This window comes from Kocuria rhizosphaericola (genome assembly GCF_044462205.1).
GTDB lineage: Bacteria > Actinomycetota > Actinomycetes > Actinomycetales > Micrococcaceae > Kocuria > Kocuria rhizosphaericola.
On the sequence record NZ_JBISWK010000128.1, the window covers coordinates 1 to 19745 of the forward strand.

The following is a 19745-nucleotide window of genomic DNA, read 5'->3' on the forward strand; positions in this document are numbered from 1 at the left end:
CCCGGCCGCCGGGGGAACAGGGTGGTGGATCAGCTCGCCGTGGTGGCGGGGACGGCGACGCGGTCCTCCGGCTCCGGCGGCGTCGTCCGCCCCGGACGGCCGGGGACGCGGGGGATCAGGGCCACGGCGATCGCCGCGACCAGCCCCACCGCCGCGAAGACGATGAAGTTCCACTGGAACGGCAGGGACATCGAGACGATCCAGCCGCCGATGAGCGGCCCGGAGATCGCGCCGATGCGGGCGAAGGACAGGGCCCAGCCGGTGGCGGTGGCCCGGGCGTAGGAGGGGTAGTAGTCGGCGACCCAGCCGGTGAGCACCAGCGAGGTGGAGATGGAGCCGATGCCGGCCAGGGCCACGAACACGTAGTTGATCACGAGGGTGTTGGGGAACATCAGCAGGAGGATGCCCGCCCCGCCCAGCAGGTAGAAGGTCACCAGGATCAGCTTCTTGCCGTAGGCGTCCGCGGCGCGTCCCAGGACCATGCCGCCGAAGGCCGAGGCCAGGCTGAAGACGGCCAGGAAGGTCAGTGAGGAGCCGAGGTCGTAGCCGGCCGAGCGCATGATCGAGGGCAGCCACGTGTTGAGGCCGTAGACCAGGACCATGCCGCAGAACAGGGAGATCCAGAAGAAGACCGTGGCGGTGAGGTAGCCGCCGGAGAACATGGCCGTCAGGGACTGCTTCCAGCTCACCGACTGGATGTCGGCGCCGGTGGAGTGGGTCGGGGTCCAGTCCTTCTCCACGAAGGGCTCGACGCGCAGCCTGCGGGCGAGCTGCCCGGCCTCGGCCTTGCGGCCCTTGCTCATGAGGTACTCGATGGATTCCGGGACGATCCAGGCCAGCAGCGGCAGCAGCAGCAGCGGCAGGGCGCCGACGCCGATGACCCAGCGCCAGCCCAGGGTCGGCAGGATGGCGATCGCGACCAGGGCCGCCACGAGGATGCCGAAGGAGTAGCCGGAGAACATGACGCCGTAGTTGAAGGACCGGCGTTTCGGGGCGGAGTATTCGATGGTCAGGGCCGCGGCCACGGGAAGGACCCCGCCCATGCCCAGGCCGCCGAGCAGGCGGAACAGGCCGAACAGTTCCGGTGTGGGGGCCAGTGCGGCGCCCAGCTGCATGGTGGTGAAGAGGGCCACCGAGACCAGCATCATCTTCTTCCGGCCGATGCGGTCCGAGAGCGTGCCGATGGTCATCGCGCCGATGAGCATGCCGATCAGGGCGTAGGACCCGAGGCCGCCGAGCTCCAGGGGGCTGAGGCCCCACGGCTCGTACTCGGCCAGCGCCGGCAGGACGGCGCCCAGGACGCCGACGTCGTAGCCCTCGGCGAGAATCACCAGCCAGCAGGCGAACAGCACCGTGTTCGTGGTTTTCTGTGGGACGGGCCACTGAGTCGAGGCAGCCATGGTCACCTGTCCTTGTCTTGAGCCGAGCCGTCCTCCGGGTGGAGGCGGGCGAGCGGAGAAGATACCGGCCGGTTGTGCCGTGCATCACAGTATGGTCTATGAATGACGAACGTCACAAGGGCTCGATATCAAGGACGGGGGTGGCGGCGGGTGCGTCGGGGGATCAGAGCAGGGGCTCGGTGGAGTTCCCGCCGTCGGTGGTGCGCAGGACGCCGGTGCCGGCCACCAGCAGCGCCTCGATCTCGCCGTCCGCGGTGGTGCCGGCGCCCAGGGCGGTGATCTCGCCGACCGGCTCGGCACTGGCGGTCCAGGTCCGCCCGGTGTCCCGGCTGGTCAGCAGGCGCCCGTCGATCCCGGCGCCCACGATCGTGCGGTCGTCGGCCCAGGCCACCAGGGACATCAGCTGCGGGGTGTCCAGGGTGTCCCAGGTGGCGCCGTCGTCGTCGGAGCGCAGCACGCCCTCCTCGGTGGTGGCCAGGACGGTGCCCGTGCCCGGGGCGATCGCCAGCGAGGCCGGGGCGGAGGGGATCTCGCGGACCTCCCAGGTGCGCCCGTCGGCGGAGGCGCGCAGCTGTCCGTCGAAGCCGAGCACGCTGTCGGGGCCGGCGGCCAGGGCGTGGAAGTCCGACTCCCCGCCCCGGGAGAGCACCTCCCAGGTCTCGCCCCGGTCGGTGGACTCGATCAGCCCGACCGGCTCGGGCAGGTCGGTCCCGGTGCCGGGGTGGCCCGAGGCCAGATAGCGGCCCTCGGGGGTGACGGTGAAGCCCATTAGGTCCACGACCGGGCCCACCTGGGTCAGTTCCCGGTCCTGCAGGCGGAACAGTCCCTCGTGGGTGGCCAGCAGGATCGTTCCCGCACCGGCCTCGCGCGTGATGGCGTGCACGTGGGTGATCGCCGTCCCGGCGCCACTGCGGCCGTCGTCGCCGGCGGACGGGGGAGGGGCGGAGGACTCCGCCTGCGGCGAGCACGCCGCCAGCGCGCCGGTGCCGAGCAGGCCGAGGCCGCCCACGAGCAGGGATCTGCGGGTCAGGGGGTCCATGGGTCCTTTCCGCCTCGCACTGCACCGCTTCGCACCGCGAGGACCACCCACCATTCTCGACCGGCCGGCGCAGGCCCCGCGGCGATTTCCGTGAAGGTTTCGCGAAGATTCCCCCGCTGACCGCCCCCGGGTGCCGCCGCGCCCCCGGGAGAGGGGGACACTGAAGTCATGAATCCTGGCACTGACGCGGCGGCCGGGCGGGTGCTGGTGGTCGACGACGAGAAGCCACTGGCCCAGATGGTCGCCACCTATCTGGACCGCGCGGGCTATGAGGTCGCCACCGTCCACACCGGGCCCGACGCCGTGGAGGCCGCCCGCGGTCAGGGTCCCGACGTCGTGGTGCTGGACCTGGGGCTGCCGGGGATGGACGGCATCGAGGTGTGCCGCAGGATCCGGGGCTTCTCCGAGTGCTACGTGCTGATGCTCACCGCCCGCGGGGACGAGGAGGACAAGCTCGCCGGGCTGGCGGCCGGGGCCGACGACTACATCACCAAGCCCTTCAGCGTGCGCGAGCTCGTGGCCCGTGTGGCCGCGGTGCTGCGCCGTCCCCGCACCACCGTGACCCCGGTCGAGCCGGCCCGGGTGTTCGGGGAGCTGACCGTCGACCTCGCGGCCCACGAGGCGCGGGTGGGCGGGGAGCCGGTGGCGCTGACCCGCACCGAGTTCGAACTGCTGGCCGCCCTGACGGACCGGCCGCACCAGGCGATGACCCGCCGCCGGCTCATCGACGTCGTGTGGGGCCCCGCCTGGGTGGGCGACGAGCGGATCGTGGACGTGCACATCGGGCACCTGCGCCGGAAGCTCGGGGAGGACCAGGCCGCCTTCGTCGACACCGTGCGCGGGGTCGGCTACCGGATGGTGACCACGTGAGCCGGCGACGACGCCCCCGCGGCCTGGCCTCCCGGTTCTTCCTGGCCCAGGCCATCGTGGTGGCCGCCAGCATCCTCGCCGCCGTGGTCGTCGCCTTCCTGGCCGGCCCGCCGATCTTCCACGAGCACCTGCTCATCGCCGGGCACTCCGAGAACTCCCCGGAGCTGCTCCACGTGGAGCGGGCCTACCGCGACACCAACCTCATCATCCTGGCCGTGGCCCTCGGCACCGCCGCGGTCTGTGCCGCGGCGGTGACCTGGTTCTTCACCCGCCGCCTCCAGCGGCCCCTCGCCGCCCTCACCCGGGCCGCCCAGGGCATGGCCCGCGGCCGCTACGACACCCGGGTCCCGGCCATCGGCGCCGGCGCCGAGGTGGACGCGGTGGCGGCCTCCTTCAACACCATGGCCGAGCGGCTGGAGCGCACCGAGGAGCTCCGGCGGCGGATGCTCTCGGACCTGGCCCACGAGATGCGCACCCCGATCTCGGTGCTCACCGTCTACTGCGAGGCCCTCCAGGACGGCGTGGCGCACTGGGACGACGCCACCAACGAGCTCATGACCGACCAGCTCGGACGCCTCACGCGCCTGGTCGAGGACATCCACGACGTGTCCCGCGCCGAGGAGGGCCGGATCGACCTGGAGCGCACCCCGCAGTCGGCGGGCGAGCTCGCCCGTTCCGCCGCGGAGGCCCACCGCGAGGCGTACGCCGCCAAGGGCGTGCGGCTCGTCCTGGACATCGACGACGACGCCGGGGTGGTGGAGGCGGACCGGCAGCGGATGGGCCAGGTGCTGGACAACCTGCTCACCAACGCCCTGCGCCACACCCCGCCCGGCAGCCAGGTCTCCGTCCGCGTCGCCCGGCAGGGCCCGGGGCGGGTCGCCCTCCGCGTCACCGACACCGGCGACGGCATCGCCGCCGACCACCTGCCCCGGGTGTTCGAGCGCTTCTGGCGCGGGGACAGCGCCCGGGACCGTGACCACGGCGGCTCCGGGATCGGCCTGACCATCTCCCGGGCGCTGGTCGAGGCCCACGGCGGGATGCTGAGCGTCACATCCCCCGGACCCGGCGCCGGGGCGGCCTTCACCGTGGAGCTGCCCGCCCGTCAGCGCGTGCGCCCGTCACCGGTCGACGCCACCCGGTGACACACCTTGATCTATACCCCCTAGGGGTATATACCTGAGAGGGACGAGGACGATGCCGACCCCGCCGCACCGCACGATCCGATCGAAGGAGCTCCAGATGACCCTCGAGACCCGTACGTCCCTGCCGATGGTCTCCACCGGCTGCGCCTGCTGCGCCCCGGCCCCGGCGTCCGAGCAGACCGTTCCCGTCGCCGCCGCAGCGGAACCCTCGGCCGGTGCGGCGGCGAGCTACCCGGTGGAGGGCATGACCTGCGGCCACTGCGCCCGGAGCGTCACCGAGGAGGTCACCGCCCTGGAGGGCGTGGACGAGGTGCGCATCGACCTGGTGGCCGGCGGGACCTCCACCGTGACCGTGCACGGCACGGCCGCCCCGGAGGCCGTGCGAGCCGCGGTCGAGGCGGCCGGCTACACCGCCGCCACGACCTGAGGCGCCCCGCCACCGATCAGCCGCCGGCTCTCGCAGAAGGAAGACCATGCGCTCCCCGCACCCCGACCACGGCCACCCCGCCACCTCGGACCCCCCGCGCGCCGGCAAGGGCACGGAGCGACCCGTGGACGCGCGCGACCACGAGCAGCACGCCGATGCCGCCACCCACGGACAGGCCATGCCGCACGACCACGCCCACTCGGCGATCGACGAGGACCACCAGGTCCACACGCACGGGGAGCACGCCGGGCACTCCACGGCGATGTTCAAGAACAAGTTCTGGCTCTCGCTCGCGCTGTCGGTCCCGGTGGTGTTCTTCAGCCCGATGGTCGCCCACCTGCTGGGCTACCACGTCCCCGAGTTCCCCGGCTCCACCTGGATCCCTCCCGTCCTGGGCACCGTCATCTTCTTCTACGGGGGCATGCCCTTCCTCAAGGGCGGGCTCACCGAGCTGAGGTCCCGGCAGCCGGGGATGATGCTGCTCATCAGCATGGCCATCACGGTCGCGTTCGTCGCCTCCTGGGTCACCACGCTGGGCATCGGCGGGTTCGACCTCGACTTCTGGTGGGAGCTGGCCCTGCTGGTGGTGATCATGCTGCTGGGCCACTGGATGGAGATGCGCGCCCTGGGCGCGGCCTCCTCCGCCCTGGACGCCCTGGCGGAACTGCTGCCCGACGAGGCCGAGAAGGTCGTCGACGGGAACACCGTCACGGTGTCCGTGTCCGAGCTGGCCGTGGGCGACGTCGTGCTGGTGCGCTCCGGGGCCCGCGTCCCGGCGGACGGCACGATCACCGGCGGAACCGCCGAGTTCGACGAGTCGATGATCACCGGGGAGTCCCAGGCGGTCCCCCGGGGCCCTGGCGCCACCGTGGTGGCCGGAACCGTGGCCACCGACAACACCGTCCGCGTCCGGGTCGAGGCCGTCGGGGCCGACACCGCCCTGGCCGGGATCCAGCGGATGGTCGCCGCCGCCCAGGAGTCCTCCTCCCGTGCCCAGGCCCTGGCCGACCGTGCCGCCGCGTGGCTGTTCTGGTTCGCCCTGGGCGCCGGCGTCCTCACCGCCACCGCCTGGACGCTGCTGGGCAGCCCGGACGACGCCGTCATCCGCACCGTGACCGTGCTGGTCATCGCCTGCCCGCACGCCCTGGGCCTGGCCATCCCGCTGGTCATCGCGATCTCCACCGAGCGCGCGGCCCGCTCCGGCGTCCTGATCAAGAACCGGATGGCCCTGGAACGGATGCGCACCATCGACGTGGTGCTCTTCGACAAGACCGGCACCCTCACCGAGGGCGCGCACGCCGTCACGGGGACGGCCCCCGTCCCCGGGACCTCCGAGGGCGAACTGCTCGCCTGGGCGGCCGCGGCCGAGTCCGACAGCGAACACCCCGTGGCCCGCGCCATCGTCACCGCCGCCGGCGGACACCCCGAGGCGTCCCGGCTGGGACTGCGCGGCACCGGGTTCACGGCCGCGACCGGACGCGGGGTGACGGCCACCGTCGACGGCGCCGAGGTCGTGGTGGGCGGACCCAACATGCTGCGCGAGCGCGGGCTGTCCACGCCGGCACCGATCACCGGGGCCACCCGTGAGTGGGTCGAGCGCGGCGCCGGGGTGCTCCACGTGCTGCGCGACGGGCAGGTCATCGGCGCCCTGGCTCTCGAGGACAGGGTCCGCCCCGAGTCCCGCGCCGCCGTGGCCGCGCTGCAGGAGCGCGGTGTGAAGGTCGCCCTGATCACCGGCGACGCCCGCCAGGTCGCCGAGGCCGTCGGCGCCGATCTGGGCATCGACGAGGTCTTCGCCGAGGTCCTGCCCCAGGACAAGGACAGCAAGGTCACCGAGCTCCAGTCCCGGGGGATGACGGTGGCCATGGTCGGCGACGGCGTCAACGACGCCCCCGCCCTGGCCCGCGCCGAGGTCGGCATCGCCATCGGCGCCGGCACCGACGTGGCCATGGAGTCGGCCGGGGTGGTCCTGGCCGGCAACGACCCCCGGGCCGTGCTGTCGATGATCGACCTGTCCCGGGCCAGCTACCGGAAGATGGTCCAGAACCTGGTCTGGGCCACCGGCTACAACGTCATCGCCGTGCCCCTGGCCGCCGGGGTCCTGGCGCCGGTCGGGATCGTGCTCTCCCCGGCCGTCGGTGCGGTGCTGATGTCGGTCTCCACCATCGTGGTGGCCCTCAACGCCCAGCTGCTGCGCCGCCTCGACCTCGACCCGGCCCGCCTGGCCGCCGTCGGCACCGAGGACCGCCGAGCTCCTGAGCGGCCCACCGTTCCCGCCCGCTGACCCACCACTGATCCACCCCCTCCACCAGAAGAAGGACATCCTGTGAAGCGCTCCACCACCCTCACCACCCTCGCCCTGGCCTCGGCCCTCGTCCTGGCCGGCTGCGGCTCCGCCGGAGAGGAGAGCACCGGAGCGGCCCCGGAGGCGGGCACCCCCGCCGCGACCGGGACCGCCGACGCCACGTCGGCGTCCCCCTCCGGCTCCGCCGCCGATGCCACGCAGGCCTCCCCGTCCGGCTCCGCGGCCGGGATCTCGGCCGAGCACAACGACGCGGACGTGATGTTCGCCCAGATGATGATCCCGCACCACGAACAGGCCGTGCAGATGAGCGAGATCCTGCTCGGCAAGGACCTCGTGCCCGGGGAGGTCCGCGACCTCGCCGAACGGGTCGTGGACACGCAGGAGCCCGAGATGGAGCGGATGCGCGCCATGCTCGCGGCCTGGGAGGCCCCGGCCACCCCGGAGGCCTCCGCGGCCGAGCACGGCGGCCACGGCTCCGGCATGGTCGACGAACAGGGCATGAACTGGCTCCGGGAGGCCGAGGAGGGCCCCGAGTCCGCCCGGCTGTACCTGGAGCAGATGACCCGGCACCACGAGGGGGCGATCGAGATGGCCCGGGACCAGGTCCAGGACGGATCGAACCCGCAGGCCCTCGAGCTGGCGCAGGAGATCGTCCGGGCGCAGGAGACGGAGATCGCCGAGATGGAGCGGATGCTCCAGGAACTGCCGGCGGGTTCCTGACCGCCCCGGCGCCCGGCGTCGTCGCACTCGTGCGGAGGCCCGCGGAGAGCAACGAACCGATCGACGAAGGAGGACCGTGATGATGTGGGGCGACGGAATGGGATGGGGCATGGGCTGGATGTGGATCTTCTGGCTCCTGCTGATCCTGGGCACGGTGGTGCTGGTGATCGTGCTCGTGAAGACGCTCACCGGCGGTTCGGGCGGCGGGAACCGGCAGGGCGGTTCCGCGCCGCCGACGGGTGCGGGTCCGCGCCGGTCCCGGGAGATCCTCGAGGAGCGCTACGCCCGCGGGGAGATCAGCACCGAGGAGTACCGGGAGCGGCTGCGGACCCTGGAGGAGGATGACCGATGAACCCGCTGAGCCGGAGACAGCTTCTGGCCCTGGGCGCGGCCGGGGCCGGTGCCGCGGCCGTGGGCGGGGCCGGGCTGTGGTGGACCAGCGGCGGCGGCGAGGCCCTCGGTGGCGGCCGGGAGCTGGTGGAGCCCGAGGTGCTGTCCAGCCGGGACGGGGTCCTGGACCTGGCACTGGAGGCCGCCCCCGCCCAGGTGCGGATCGGGGCGCGGCAGGCGAACGTGCAGGCGTTCAACGGCTCGCTGCCCGGACCCACCCTGCGGGTCCGGGGCGGGGACACGGTCCGGGTGGCGATGACCAACGGGCTGGAGGCCCCCACGAACCTGCACGTGCACGGGCTGCACGTGTCCCCGGAGGACAACGGGGACAACCCGTTCGTGAGCATCGAACCGGGGGAGTCCTTCGACTACGAGTTCGTCCTGCCGGAGGACCACCCGCCGGGCACCTACTGGTACCACCCGCACCGGCACGGGCACGTGGCCGACCAGCTGGCGGCGGGTCTCTACGGGGCCATCGTCGTCGAGGACCCCGACTCCGTCCCGGTGGCCCGCGAGCGCGTCCTGGTGGTCTCCGACATCACCCTGGACGGCTCCGGCAACCTGGCCGACGTCTCCCCGCCGCAGCGCATGATGGGCCGGGAGGGCGAGACCGTGCTGGTCAACGGCCAGGTCCGCCCCGAGGCCTCCGCGGCACCGGGGGAGCGGGAGCTGTGGCGGGTCGTCAACGCATGCCCGTCCCGGTACCTGCGCCTGACCCTCGACGGCCAGACCGTGCGGCTGTCCGGCCGGGACGTCGGCCGCCTGCCCGAGCCGGTCGACGTCACCGAGGTGACCCTGGCCCCCGGCAACCGGGTGGAGCTGCTGGTGGACACCCGGGAGGGCACCTCCACGCTGGTCGCCGCCCCCGTGGACCGCGGGAGCATGGACGGCATGATGGGCGGGGCCATGCCCGGGGACGGCCCCGGCAACGACGACCCGATCGACCTGCTCACCCTGGAGGTCGCCGGGGACCGGGCCGGAGACGCGGGCCCCGTGCCCGCGGGCCCGTCCCTGCGGGACCTGCGCGACGAGCCGGTCGAGGCCCGGCGCACCCTGGACTTCGCCATGGGCATGGGCGGGATGGGCGGCATGATGGGCAGCAGGCGCGGGCCCGGGCAGATGATGTCCTTCACGATCGACGGGCAGGAGTTCGACGCCGAGCGCACCGACCAGCAGGTCCGGGTGGGCACCGTGGAGGAGTGGATCCTGACCAACTCCAGCCCCATGGACCACCCCATGCACCTGCACGTGTGGCCCATGCAGGTCGTGTCCGACGGCGGCCGCGACGTCTCCGAGCCGCGGTGGCAGGACGTGGTCAACATCCCGGCCTTCGGCCGTGTCACGGTCCGGGTGGTCTTCGACGACTTCGGCGGCCGCACCGTCTACCACTGCCACATCCTCGACCACGAGGACCTCGGCATGATGGGCACCGTCGCGGCCCGCTGAGCACCGCGGGCCCGACCCGCCACCCTGTCCGAACAACACCACCGCCGGGAAGCGCTCGCGGCCCGGCAGGAAGGACGTGCAGCCCCTCATGGACCACGGCACGCAGACGCAGAAGAAGCTCTCCCTGACCGGATCCGTCGCCCTGGGGACGGGGGTGATGATCGGCGCGGGCATCTTCGCCCTCGTGGGGCAGGTCACCGAGCTGGCCGGCGGCTGGGTGCCCTGGGCCTTCCTCGCCGGGGCCGTGGTCGTGGCGTTCAGCTCCTACTCCTACATCCGCTACTCCGCCACCAACCCGTCCTCCGGCGGGATCGCGATGCTGCTCAAGGCCGCCTACGGCCCCGGGGTGGTCGCCGGCTCGTTCTCCCTGTTCATGTACGTGTCGATGATCCTGGCCGAGTCCCTGCTGGGCCGCACCTTCGGCACCTACCTGCTGCGCCCCTTCGGTCTCCAGGACTCCGCGGTGTGGGTGCCGGTGCTGGCGGTGGTGGCCATCGCGGCCGCCGCCCTGGTCAACCTGGTGGGCAACCGGTGGGTGGAGCGCTCCGCCACGGTGACCGCGGCGGTCAAGATCGTCGGGATCGCCGTGCTGGCGATCGCGGGCATCCTCGCGGCAGGGGTCTCCTCCCTGGGCCGTCTGTTCACCGCCGCCGACCGCACCCCACCGGACCAGGGGTGGCTGGGCTTCCTGGCCGGGACCACCCTGTGCATCCTGGCGTACAAGGGCTTCACCACGATCACCAACCAGGGCGCCGACCTGCAGCAGCCGGAGCGCAACATCGGGCGCTCCATCATGATCTCCATCGCCCTGTGCACCGTGCTCTACCTGCTGATCACCGTCGCGGTCACCGGCAGCCTGACCGTTCCGCAGATCGTCGAGGCCCGGGACTACGCCCTGGCCGAGGCGGCCGAGCCGCTGTTCGGTGCCTGGGGCGTGCGGCTGACCGTGCTGATCGCCGTCGTCGCGACACTGTCGGGGCTGGTCGCGAGTCTGTTCTCGGTCTCGAAGCTCTACGACATGCTCCGCGACATGGGCCAGGCCCCCGGGCTGCCGGGGCAGGAGGGCCACCAGTCGCTGTACATCACCGCCGGGCTGGCGATGCTGATGGCCGCCTTCTTCGACCTGTCCCAGATCGCCTCCCTCGGCGCCATCCTGTACCTGACCATGGACATCGCCATCCACCTCGGCATCCTCCGCCACCTCAGGGACGACGTCGGGGCCAAGCCCTGGATCCCCTGGGTCGCGATCCTGCTCGACGTCGCGGTGCTCGTGCCGTTCGTGCTGCTGAAGGCCCAGTCGGACCCGTTCACCGTGGTGGTCACCGCCGTGGTGGCCCTGGTCATCGGCGTGGCGCAGTGGTTCATTGTGCGGCACCGCTCCGACGAGGACGCGCGGCAGGGCGAGCACGAGCAGCACTGAGGACCGGTGAGCCGCCCCGGAACCCGGGGACCGGAAGAGGAGGAACCAGCGATGGAGGTCGATCGTGAACGTACTGCTGACAGCCCTGGGGATCACGGTCATCGTGGTCGGGCTGATGGACATGTTCCACACCCTGCTGCACCCCAGTGGCCAGGGGCGTCTGAGCCGACTGGTGCTCGCCGCGGTGTGGAGGGTCTCGAAGGCCACCGGTCACCGGGCCGGCTCCGCCGTGGGGCCGGCGGCGATGGTGTCCGTGGCGCTCCTCTGGGTGGTGCTGCAAGCAGCGGGGTGGGCGCTGATCTACTACCCGCACGTCCCGGGCGGGTTCATGTACTCCTCCGGCATCGACGCGGCCGCCTACCCGGACGCGGTCGAGGCCGTCTACGTCTCCGTGGTGACGCTGTCGACGCTGGGCTACGGGGACGTGGTGGCCACCGACTCGTGGATCCGGGTCGCTTCCCCGTTCGAGGCCTTGACCGGGTTCGCGCTGTTGACCGCGGCGCTGACGTGGTTCACGCAGATCTATCCTCCCCTGATGCGGCGCCGGGCGCTGGCACTGGAACTCAAGGGCCTGGCCGACGCCGACTGTGCCGAGACGTTCGGGGAGGTCGAGCCGGCCATCGCCTCCCGGGTCCTGGATTCCCTGCAGGCGGATCTCACGAAGATATCCGTGGACTTCACCCAGCACACCGAGGGCTTCTACTTCCAGGAGAGCAACCCCGACCTGTCCCTGGCCCGCCAGCTGCCGTATGCGCTGCGGCTCCGTGATGCGGCCATGGCCCGGTCCGAACCGGCGGTGCGGCTGAGCGCCCAGCGGCTGTCCTCGGCCCTGGAGCAGCTCGGGTCCGAGATCAAGGACGACTTCGTGGGCACCGGGGAGCACCCCGGTGAGGTCTTCGCCGCCTATGCGGCCGAGCACGGCCAGAGCACCCGGGCCTGAGTTCGCGTTCTCGGCGTTGCGCACGGGCGGTCCGGGGCGCGGAGGTCGCCGCACCTACATGACCACGGGGCCCTCGAGGGCCGCCCACAGGGCACCGGCCAGGACGCCCAGTCCCAGGCTCGCGGTCGCGGCGATCCCGGCGGTGACAGCCGGCCAGGCGGCCGCCCCGCCGCGGCCGGGGAACTCCGCGGTGTGCTGGTCCCGGCGGGCGAAGACGGGGGCGAACCAGCGCAGGTAGTAGAACAGGCTGAGCACGCTGTTGATGACCACCACCAGGGCCAGCCAGCCGTGCCCGCCGTCCCAGGCAGCGGTGGCGGTGGTGAGCTTGCCGACGAACACGGCCAGCGGCGGGGTGCCCACCAGCCCCAGCAGCGCCACGAGCAGGGCCAGCCCCAGGCCGGGACGGGCACGGGCCAGGCCCCGGTAGTCGGCCAGCTCCCGGTGCTCGGGCAGAGCGGCCGTGACGGCGAAGGCGGCGACGTTGGTGACGGCGTAGGCGGCGAGGTAGAACAGCAGCGAGGGCAGGGCCAGGTCGCTGCGTCCGACCGCGGCCACGGGCACGAGCAGGAACCCGACCTGGGCCACCGTCGACCAGCCCAGCAGCCTGCGGGGATCCGTCTGCCAGTAGGCCGCGAGGTTGCCCAGGAACATCGAGGCGGTGGCCAGCAGCGCCGCGACCAGCAACCAGGAGCCGTCCCCGGCGGAGACCGTGGCCACGAGCCGGTACACGGCCACCAGCGCCCCCACCTTGGGCACGGTGGTGAGGAACGTGGCGGCGGTGGCCCCGGTGCCCTGGGCGGCGTCGGGCACCCAGAAGTGGAAGGGCACCCCACCGGCCTTGAAGAGCAGCCCGGCGAGCACGCCCAGCACGCCGGCGCCCACGGCCGCGGCCGGGGCGGCGGGCAGCGCGTCCTGGAGCAGGGCGTAGTCGGTGCCGCCGGCCAGGGCGTAGAGCACGGTGACCCCGAGCATGAGCAGGATCCCGGACAGCGCCCCCATGAGGTAGGTCTTCATGGCGGCCTCGGCCCCGGCGCGGCCGCCGGTGAGGCCGACGATCCCGTACAGGGGGATGCTGGCCAGCAGGAACCCCACGATCAGCACGAGCAGGTCGGTGGACCCGGCCAGGACCATCACCCCGGTGGTGGCGAGGAGCAGCAGGGCGTACGTGTCGGACTCCCGCGGGGACCCGGCGATCTCCCCGGAGGCCACCCCCAGCACCAGCAGGGTGGTCAGGGCGGCGACCACCCGGGCGGCACCGGTGGCGGTGTCCACGGCGAAGGTGCCGCTGAAGGCGCTCTGCGCGGGTCCGGTCATGGCGAAGGCGGCCGCGGTCGCGGCGCCCAACAGGGCCAGGGCGGCGACTGCGCGCGCGATCCACTGGCGTCGCCGGGGCAGGAACGATCCGCCCAGCAGCACCACCAGCCCACCGAGGAAGACGACGATCTCGGGCAGCAGCAGCTCGGGGCGCATCTGCATCGAGGCCTCCACCGGCTACCGTCCCACCAGGGTCACGAGGGCCGTCGAGGCCGGCTCGATCACCTCGAGCAGCACCCGGGGCAGCACGCCGATGAGCAGGGACAGCGCCAGCAGGGGACCGGCGGACCACAGCTCCCGCGCCCGGAGATCCGCGAACCCGGGGGTGTGCCCGGCCGCGGGGCCGGTGAAGACCCGCTGCAGGGCCCGCAGGAACAGGGCGGCGGTGACCAGGATGCCCAGCAGCGCGACCGCGGTCACCGGGGCGACCGCCACGCTGCCGGCGAAGATCTGGAACTCGGCGATGAACCCGGAGAACCCGGGCAGGCCCAGGGAAGCGAAGGCCCCGACCGCGAACAGCGCCGCGTAGCGCGGGGCGGGGGCGGCCAGCCCGCCGTAGGAGCCCATGTCGTAGGTGCCGGCCCGGTCCTGCATCACCCCGGCGAGCAGGAACAGGGCGGCGGTGATCAGCCCGTGGCTGACCATCTGCACGACCGCGCCGGTGACCGCCACGGAACGGGCCTGGGCGGCGTCCTCGGCGAGGATCCCGACCGCGCCCAGGGCCAGGACGATGTAGCCCATGTGGTTGACGGAGGTGTAGGCGATCATCCGCTTGAGATCCGTCTGGGCCAGGGCCACGAACGCCCCGTAGAGCACCGAGACGATGCCCACGGCCACGATCACCCACGCCCAGGCGCGCCACGCCTCGGGCAGCATCGGCATGGCGATCCGCACGAACCCGTAGGTGCCCATCTTCAGCAGCACGCCCGCCAGCACGGCCGAGCCGGTGGCCGGGGCGTCGGTGTGGGCCGGGGGGAGCCACGTGTGGAACGGCACGGTGGGGGTCTTCACGGCCAGACCCACCAGGATCGCCGCGAGCACCAGCCCCCCGGTGAGCGGCTCGCCCGCCAGTGGCGTCGCGGCGACGAGCTCGGGGATGTCGAAGGTGTGCGGAGCCGCCGCCACGTAGAGCCCGATGAAGCCCAGCAACAGGGCCAGGGAGCCCAGGAACGTGTAGAGGAAGAACTTCAGCGCCGACCGGGCCGCGTTGCCGTGGCCCCACCCGGCGATCACGAAGTACATGCCCACGATGGACAGGTCGAAGAAGACGAAGAACAGGATGAGGTCGGCCGCCACGAACACCCCGAGACTCACGCCCTGCAGGAACAGGAACAGCGCGGCCTGCACGCACGGCCGGTCCGCGTCCCGGACGGCGTAGACGGCGCAGGCCAGGAACACGACGGCCGTCATGGCCAGCAGCGGCAGGGACAGCCCGTCCACGCCCACGTGGTAGCTGCTGTTGACGCCGGGGATCCACGGCACCTGCTCCTCGAACGCCAGACCGTTGGGCCCCGGGTCCTCGTAACCGGCCCACAGCACGCCCACGAGCAGCAGCTCCACGACGCTCACCGCCACCCACGCCCATCGGGCGGCCGCGGGTCCGATCGCCGGGACCAGGGCCAGGACGGCGGCGACCGCCAGGGGCAGGAAGACGATCAGGCTCAGCATGCTCATCCCATCACGGCGTAGACGGACCAGGCCACGACGCCGACGGCGAGCACCGCGACGGCCTGGAGGAAGTACTGGTGGACGGCCCCGGTCTGCGGAGCCCGGGCCAGCTGCCCGAGCCGGCGGACCCGGCCTGCGAGGCCCTCGACGGCGCCGTCCACCACGTCGTCGTCGAGCCGGGCCGCACCCCGGCCGGCCGCGGCGGCGGCGTGCGCGGTGCTGTCGACCCCGGCGTCGAGGACCCGGTCGTCGAACCGGGCCGCGGCCCGTGCCAGCACCGGGACGGCGCCGGCCGCGGCGGTCACGGCACGGTCCAGGACGAGGTCGTCGAACCGCGCCAGGGCGTGCGCCAGGCCCAGCGCGGGACGGACGACGACGGCGTGCGCGGCGGCCTCCAGCCCCAGCCACCCCACGGCCCATCCCGGCTCGGGGGCGCGCAGGCGCAGCATCAGCAGCAGGACGACCAGGGCGATCGCGGCCGAGACGAGCAGCTCGACGGGCGCCACCTCACCGTGCCCGCCCAGGGCCTCGGCGAGGGCCGGGCTGACCGGCGGCAGGGCCAGCACCCCCAGCACGGCCGCCCCGGCGGCGAGCACGACCAGCGGGGCCTGCTCCAGCACCCCCACCTTCCCGGTACCCCCTTCTCCGGCCTCGGCGCGGACACCTCGACGCCAGATCGTCCACAGCACCCTGCCCGCGTAGGCCGCCGACAGGGCCGCCGCCACGAGCCCGGCGGCGTAGAGCCACACCGAGGTCTCCAGCGCCCCGGCCAGCACCGCGTCCTTGGTCGCCCACAGGGACAGCGGGGCGATCCCGGCCAGGGCCAGCGCCCCCACGGTGGCGCTCACGCCCACCACCCGCCACCGGCGGCCCGACCCGCGCAGGGCCGCGAGCTCCTCGGTGCCCAGCGCCGTCAGCCACGCCCCGGCGGCCAGGAACAGCAGCGCCTTGGTGGAGGCGTGGGCCACCAGGTGGGCCGCGCCACCGCTCACCGCCCCCACCCCGGCGGCCAGCACCACGAAACCCAGCTGCGCCACCGTGGACGCCGCCAGCAGCTGCTTGAGCTCCCGCTGGGCCAGCGCCACGATCCCCATCAGCACCGCCGTCAGCACCCCGATCCACGCGGCGGCCGGACCCGCCCACCCGGTGGAGGCGAGCAGCGGCTCCACGCGCAGCAGCAGGTAGCCGCCCATGGCCACCATCGCCGCCGAGTGCAGCAGCGCGCTCACCGGGCTGGGGCCCTTCATCGCCCCGGAGAGCCAGAACGAGAACGGCAGCTGCGCCGCCTTGCCCAGTGCCGCCACCAGGATCCCGGCCGCGACCACGTGCCGCCACGGGCCCTCCGCCGCCGGGAGGTCGGCGAGCGCCATCCCGGTGCCGCCGGCCAGGGCGGCGCCGGCGGCGACGTAGAGACCCAGGTCCGCGGTGCGGGTCGTGACGAAGGCGGTGAGCCCGGCCGAGACGCGGTCGGCGTCCCGCCACCAGAACCCGATCAGCGCGTAGGAGGTCGCCCCCATCAGCTCCCAGGCGAACAGCAGCGCCGGCAGGCTGGCGGCCGTGGCCGTGGCCAGGGCCGCGGCGGCGAAGACCAGCATCAGCCCGTGGAAGCGCGGCCGTGCCGCCCGGATGCTGCCGGCGGCGAAGACCAGTACCAGCAGGGTCACCACCGCGATCATCGGGAGAGTCAGCGCCGCGAGGGCGTCGACCTCCAGCGCGAAGTCGGCACCGGCCACGAACGGGTACGCCAGAGCGGGCCGCGCCAGGGCGGCGACGGCCGCCAGCACCGTGGTCAGCGCGGCGGTGAGCACCGCGACCGGGGCCGCGGCCCGCTCCGCCCGGGTGAGGGCGAGCACCGCACCCACGGCGCCGGGGAGCACCACCACGGCCAGCAGCACGGCCTGGGCCGCGGTCATCGGGAGAGCTCCTCGGCCATGTCGGTCATGTCGGTCTGCCGCCTGCGGTGCAGCAGCGTGGCCACGGCGAAGCCCATGGCCATCTCCACGGTCATGGCCGCCAGGACGACCAGCAGCAGCACCTGCCCGGAGGGGTCCGGGGCGAGGAACCACCAGAAGCCGGCGGCGGCCAGGAGCACCCCGTTGATCATCAGCTCCAGGCCCATCATCACCATCACCACCACCTGCTGGGAGAGGGCGCCGTAGAGCCCCACCGCGAACAGCGCGGAGGCCACGACCAGCACGGCTTCCAGGGTCATCGGCCCACACCTCCCGGCTGCGGGTCGTCGGCCGGACGGCGGCGCAGGTCGTCACCGAGCCGGTCGTAGCGGGTGCGGTGGGCGGCCAGGACCACCCCGGCCACGATGGTGGCGACCATGACCGGACCCACCACGGCCATGACCAGCATCTTCTCGCCCATGATCTCCAGGCCCAGCGCGTGCGTGACGTCCTCGGGCGGGGCACCGCGCCGCTGCGGCCACGGGACGAGCAGGGCGCCGGCGGCCAGCAGCACGAAGACCCCGGCCGAGGCGCCGATCGCGGCCCTCTTCCCGTGGGTCATGTCCATGGGCATCAGCGCCGGGTTCATGCCCATGAACATCACCATGTAGACCGCCATCACCGCCATCTCCATCACCATCATCAGGATCGTGATGATTCCCAGGTAGCTCTGGCCCAGCAGCAGGATCTGCACCCCCACGGCGATGAAGGACAGCGCCAGGGCATAGGTGGCCCGGGCCATGGAGTCCACCACGAACACGAGCACGCCCGCGGCCACGGCCACCACGGCGAGCACCCAGAACACGATTCCGACCAGCACGGCTCAGCCCTTCCAGACGACGACGAGGGACACGACCAGGTCCTGGAGCACGGCGGCCGGGAGCAGGACCGTCCAGCCGATCTCCATGAACCGGTCCGGGCGCAGCAGCGGGATCTTCCGGCGCAACCACACGAGCACCGCCAGCACCGCCACGGTCTTCACCAGGACCCACGCCCAGCCGGGCAGGACGGGACCGGCCCCGCCACCCAGGAACAGCGGCACCGAGAAGGCGGCACCGGCGGTCAGGAACAGGTAGCGCCCGGCCTGGAGGACGAGGCGGTCGACCCCCGAGAGCTCGGCCAGCACGCCGCCGCTGATGTCGGCGGCGAGGGCCGGGGCGAACGGGCCCCACACGGAGAAGCCCGTCACGCCGACGAGGAAGACGAGGAACGCCACCGGCATCCACACCACGAACCACAGCCCGTCCTGCGCCGCGGCGACGTCCCCCACGGCCAGGCTGCCGGCGGCGATCGCCGGGGCCACCAGCGCGAACATCAGCGGCAGCTCGTAGGCCAGGCCGTGGGCGAGGAAGCGGTAGCCGCCCACCAGGCCGTGGGCGGAGTTCGCGCCCCACCCCGCCAGCCAGACCAGCGCCCAGACCATGACGTCCACGGTGTTGAACCACACGACACCGACGTCCAGGTCCGCCAGCGTCCACCGGCCCAGCGGGATCACCGCGATCATCAGGAACGCCCCGACCAGCATGCCCGCGCCACCGATCCGCCACAGCAGGGTGTCCGCGGCCACGGTGGTCCGGCGCCGCTGCCGCAGCAACCGGGCCGCGCGGGCCGCCGGCGCCGACCAGCCGCCGCCGGCGCCCTGCGCCGGCGCCGAGAGCACCGCATCCAGCGCCACGGCGAAGAAGGCCAGACCGCACAGGAGGATCCCTGCCAGCACGGCCCATCCGCCCGGAACGGTCGTCACCACGCTCTCAGCCATGCCCCACCTCCTGGACGGCAGGATGCGGATCGAGGTCCAGGCTCGCCACGGCCAGCCGCACCGAGCCCAGCTCCAGCCCGGTCACCAGCTCGGGCACCACCGCCCACGGCACCGCGCCGTCCTCCGCCACCGCCGGCTCCGCGCCACCGGCCTCGACCCGGATCCGATCCACGCGGGCCAGCAGCCGGTCGTGGGCGTCCCCGCGGCAGTGCCGCGGCAACCCGTGGCGCTCCAGAGCGGACGGGTCGAGGGGCAGCACGTCCCGCAGCGACCAGCGGAGCAGCCGCGACCTCCGGACCGTCCGGTGCAGCCGCTCGGCGGCGTCCCGGGCGGCGCACTGGTCGCCGTGCAGGAGCGCGTCCCGGGTGCGGCGGGCACAGGCCGCCATGTCCTCGGCCCCGGCCAGTGCCAGCAGCGCCATGACCTGGTCGCACCGCACCACCGCGGCGGGCGCGGGACCGGGGCCTGCCCCTCCGGCGCCGTGGTCCTCGCCGTCGACCACGGAGGCCTCGGCGTCGACCACGACATCCCCCTGCAACGTGCAGCGCAGCACGAGCCCCGCCGGCCAGAACGCCAGCACGGGACCGAGCGGAAGATGGAGCACGTCCATCTCCAGCCCGTCACGGTCCTCCCCGCCCTCGGCCAGGGGGATGCCCTCCGGAGCCATGTCCATCCCGCCGTGGCCGCCGTGCTCGCCGTGGTCCATCTCGCCGTGGTCCATCTCGCCGTGGTCCATCTCGCCGTGGTCCATCTCGCCGTGGTCCATCGCGCCGTGGTCCATCGCGCCGTGGTCCATCGCGCCGTGGTCCATCGCGCCGTGGTCCATCTCGCCGTGGTCCATCGCGCCGTGGTCCATCGCGCCGTGGTCCATCTCGCCGTGGTCCATCTCGCCGTGGTCCATCTCGCCGTGGTCCATCTCGCCGTGGTCCATCTCGCCGTGGTCCATCTCGCCG

18 protein-coding genes are annotated in these 19745 nt (G+C 73.2%); 9 read left to right on the forward strand and 9 right to left on the reverse strand.

The annotated features are described in order from the left end of the window. Window positions 1-29: 29 nt before the first annotated feature. Entirely contained in the window at window positions 30-1400 is a 1371-nt protein-coding gene (locus tag ACH9D2_RS13145; RefSeq protein WP_396363254.1) for an MFS transporter, read from the reverse strand. A 163-nt stretch (window positions 1401-1563) separates the two neighbouring features. Continuing rightward, on the reverse strand, window positions 1564-2439 hold the full coding sequence (locus ACH9D2_RS13150) for a F510_1955 family glycosylhydrolase (RefSeq protein WP_396363255.1): 876 nt from the start codon (window positions 2437-2439) through the stop codon (window positions 1564-1566). Between the two features lie 168 nt (window positions 2440-2607). Between ACH9D2_RS13150 and ACH9D2_RS13155 the strand changes: the two genes are divergently transcribed. The 9 genes from ACH9D2_RS13155 (at window position 2608) to ACH9D2_RS13195 (ending at window position 12099) form a co-directional block, all read left to right on the forward strand. Beyond that, window positions 2608-3309 carry a response regulator gene (locus ACH9D2_RS13155; RefSeq protein WP_396363256.1) on the forward strand — a complete coding sequence of 234 codons (702 nt, stop codon included), beginning with the start codon at window positions 2608-2610 and terminating at the stop codon, window positions 3307-3309. Continuing rightward, window positions 3306-4451, forward strand: a complete 1146-nt coding sequence (locus tag ACH9D2_RS13160) for an ATP-binding protein (RefSeq protein ID WP_396363257.1) — start codon at window positions 3306-3308, stop codon at window positions 4449-4451. The genes ACH9D2_RS13155 and ACH9D2_RS13160 overlap by 4 nt, the downstream gene beginning before the upstream one ends. 97 nt (window positions 4452-4548) lie before the next feature. Beyond that, window positions 4549-4878 carry a cation transporter gene (locus tag ACH9D2_RS13165; RefSeq protein WP_396363258.1) on the forward strand — a complete coding sequence of 110 codons (330 nt, stop codon included), beginning with the start codon at window positions 4549-4551 and terminating at the stop codon, window positions 4876-4878. 46 nt (window positions 4879-4924) lie between these two features. Then, window positions 4925-7162 (forward strand): heavy metal translocating P-type ATPase, encoded by a 2238-nt coding sequence (locus ACH9D2_RS13170; RefSeq protein ID WP_396363259.1) that lies wholly within the window; start codon window positions 4925-4927, stop codon window positions 7160-7162. 42 nt (window positions 7163-7204) lie between these two features. Beyond that, window positions 7205-7903 (forward strand): DUF305 domain-containing protein, encoded by a 699-nt coding sequence (locus ACH9D2_RS13175; RefSeq protein WP_396363260.1) that lies wholly within the window; start codon window positions 7205-7207, stop codon window positions 7901-7903. 79 nt (window positions 7904-7982) lie between these two features. Next, window positions 7983-8255 carry an SHOCT domain-containing protein gene (locus ACH9D2_RS13180; protein ID WP_396363261.1) on the forward strand — a complete coding sequence of 91 codons (273 nt, stop codon included), beginning with the start codon at window positions 7983-7985 and terminating at the stop codon, window positions 8253-8255. Next, the gene (locus tag ACH9D2_RS13185; protein ID WP_396363262.1) at window positions 8252-9739 is read left to right on the forward strand and encodes a multicopper oxidase domain-containing protein; all 1488 of its coding nucleotides are present in this window, start codon (window positions 8252-8254) and stop codon (window positions 9737-9739) included. The genes ACH9D2_RS13180 and ACH9D2_RS13185 overlap by 4 nt, the downstream gene beginning before the upstream one ends. Before the next feature lie 76 nt (window positions 9740-9815). Beyond that, entirely contained in the window at window positions 9816-11159 is a 1344-nt protein-coding gene (locus ACH9D2_RS13190; protein WP_396363263.1) for an APC family permease, read from the forward strand. 64 nt (window positions 11160-11223) lie between these two features. Further along, the gene (locus ACH9D2_RS13195; RefSeq protein ID WP_396363264.1) at window positions 11224-12099 is read left to right on the forward strand and encodes an ion channel; all 876 of its coding nucleotides are present in this window, start codon (window positions 11224-11226) and stop codon (window positions 12097-12099) included. Window positions 12100-12153: 54 nt separating this feature from the next. Here ACH9D2_RS13195 and ACH9D2_RS13200 read toward each other — a convergent pair whose 3' ends face one another. From ACH9D2_RS13200 to ACH9D2_RS13230, 7 genes are all read right to left on the reverse strand, one after another. Beyond that, complete coding sequence (locus ACH9D2_RS13200) at window positions 12154-13575, reverse strand: proton-conducting transporter transmembrane domain-containing protein (RefSeq protein WP_396363265.1); 1422 nt, start codon at window positions 13573-13575, stop codon at window positions 12154-12156. A gap of 15 nt (window positions 13576-13590) precedes the next feature. Beyond that, complete coding sequence (locus ACH9D2_RS13205) at window positions 13591-15087, reverse strand: NADH-quinone oxidoreductase subunit M (protein WP_396363266.1); 1497 nt, start codon at window positions 15085-15087, stop codon at window positions 13591-13593. Further along, on the reverse strand, window positions 15084-16994 hold the full coding sequence (locus ACH9D2_RS13210; protein WP_396363267.1) for a proton-conducting transporter transmembrane domain-containing protein: 1911 nt from the start codon (window positions 16992-16994) through the stop codon (window positions 15084-15086). The genes ACH9D2_RS13205 and ACH9D2_RS13210 overlap by 4 nt, the downstream gene beginning before the upstream one ends. Further along, window positions 16991-17293: an NADH-quinone oxidoreductase subunit NuoK gene (locus ACH9D2_RS13215; RefSeq protein WP_138976438.1), complete on the reverse strand. Its 303-nt coding sequence runs from the start codon at window positions 17291-17293 to the stop codon at window positions 16991-16993. The genes ACH9D2_RS13210 and ACH9D2_RS13215 overlap by 4 nt, the downstream gene beginning before the upstream one ends. Continuing rightward, entirely contained in the window at window positions 17290-17853 is a 564-nt protein-coding gene (locus ACH9D2_RS13220; protein WP_396363268.1) for an NADH-quinone oxidoreductase subunit J, read from the reverse strand. Before ACH9D2_RS13220 ends, ACH9D2_RS13215 begins: the two co-directional genes overlap by 4 nt. Before the next feature lie 3 nt (window positions 17854-17856). Then, on the reverse strand, window positions 17857-18792 hold the full coding sequence (locus ACH9D2_RS13225; RefSeq protein WP_396363269.1) for an NADH-quinone oxidoreductase subunit H: 936 nt from the start codon (window positions 18790-18792) through the stop codon (window positions 17857-17859). Next, the coding region (locus tag ACH9D2_RS13230; RefSeq protein ID WP_396363270.1) for a hypothetical protein at window positions 18785-19745 on the reverse strand (961 nt) is incomplete at its 5' end. The genes ACH9D2_RS13225 and ACH9D2_RS13230, both read right to left, overlap by 8 nt.

Excerpts from the sequence above, each read along its gene's own strand:
- ACH9D2_RS13185 (WP_396363262.1), top strand. The coding sequence starts at position 8,252 with ATGAACCCGCTGAGCCGGAGACAGCTTCTGGCCCTGGGCGCGGCCGGG.
- ACH9D2_RS13180 (WP_396363261.1), top strand. The coding sequence starts at position 7,983 with ATGATGTGGGGCGACGGAATGGGATGGGGCATGGGCTGGATGTGGATC.
- ACH9D2_RS13170 (WP_396363259.1), top strand. The coding sequence starts at position 4,925 with ATGCGCTCCCCGCACCCCGACCACGGCCACCCCGCCACCTCGGACCCC.
- ACH9D2_RS13210 (WP_396363267.1), bottom strand. The coding sequence starts at position 16,994 with ATGACCGCGGCCCAGGCCGTGCTGCTGGCCGTGGTGGTGCTCCCCGGC.
- ACH9D2_RS13165 (WP_396363258.1), top strand. The coding sequence starts at position 4,549 with ATGACCCTCGAGACCCGTACGTCCCTGCCGATGGTCTCCACCGGCTGC.
- ACH9D2_RS13145 (WP_396363254.1), bottom strand. The coding sequence starts at position 1,400 with ATGGCTGCCTCGACTCAGTGGCCCGTCCCACAGAAAACCACGAACACG.
- ACH9D2_RS13200 (WP_396363265.1), bottom strand. The coding sequence starts at position 13,575 with ATGCAGATGCGCCCCGAGCTGCTGCTGCCCGAGATCGTCGTCTTCCTC.
- ACH9D2_RS13155 (WP_396363256.1), top strand. The coding sequence starts at position 2,608 with ATGAATCCTGGCACTGACGCGGCGGCCGGGCGGGTGCTGGTGGTCGAC.
- ACH9D2_RS13205 (WP_396363266.1), bottom strand. The coding sequence starts at position 15,087 with ATGAGCATGCTGAGCCTGATCGTCTTCCTGCCCCTGGCGGTCGCCGCC.
- ACH9D2_RS13215 (WP_138976438.1), bottom strand. The coding sequence starts at position 17,293 with ATGACCCTGGAAGCCGTGCTGGTCGTGGCCTCCGCGCTGTTCGCGGTG.
- ACH9D2_RS13225 (WP_396363269.1), bottom strand. The coding sequence starts at position 18,792 with ATGGCTGAGAGCGTGGTGACGACCGTTCCGGGCGGATGGGCCGTGCTG.
- ACH9D2_RS13150 (WP_396363255.1), bottom strand. The coding sequence starts at position 2,439 with ATGGACCCCCTGACCCGCAGATCCCTGCTCGTGGGCGGCCTCGGCCTG.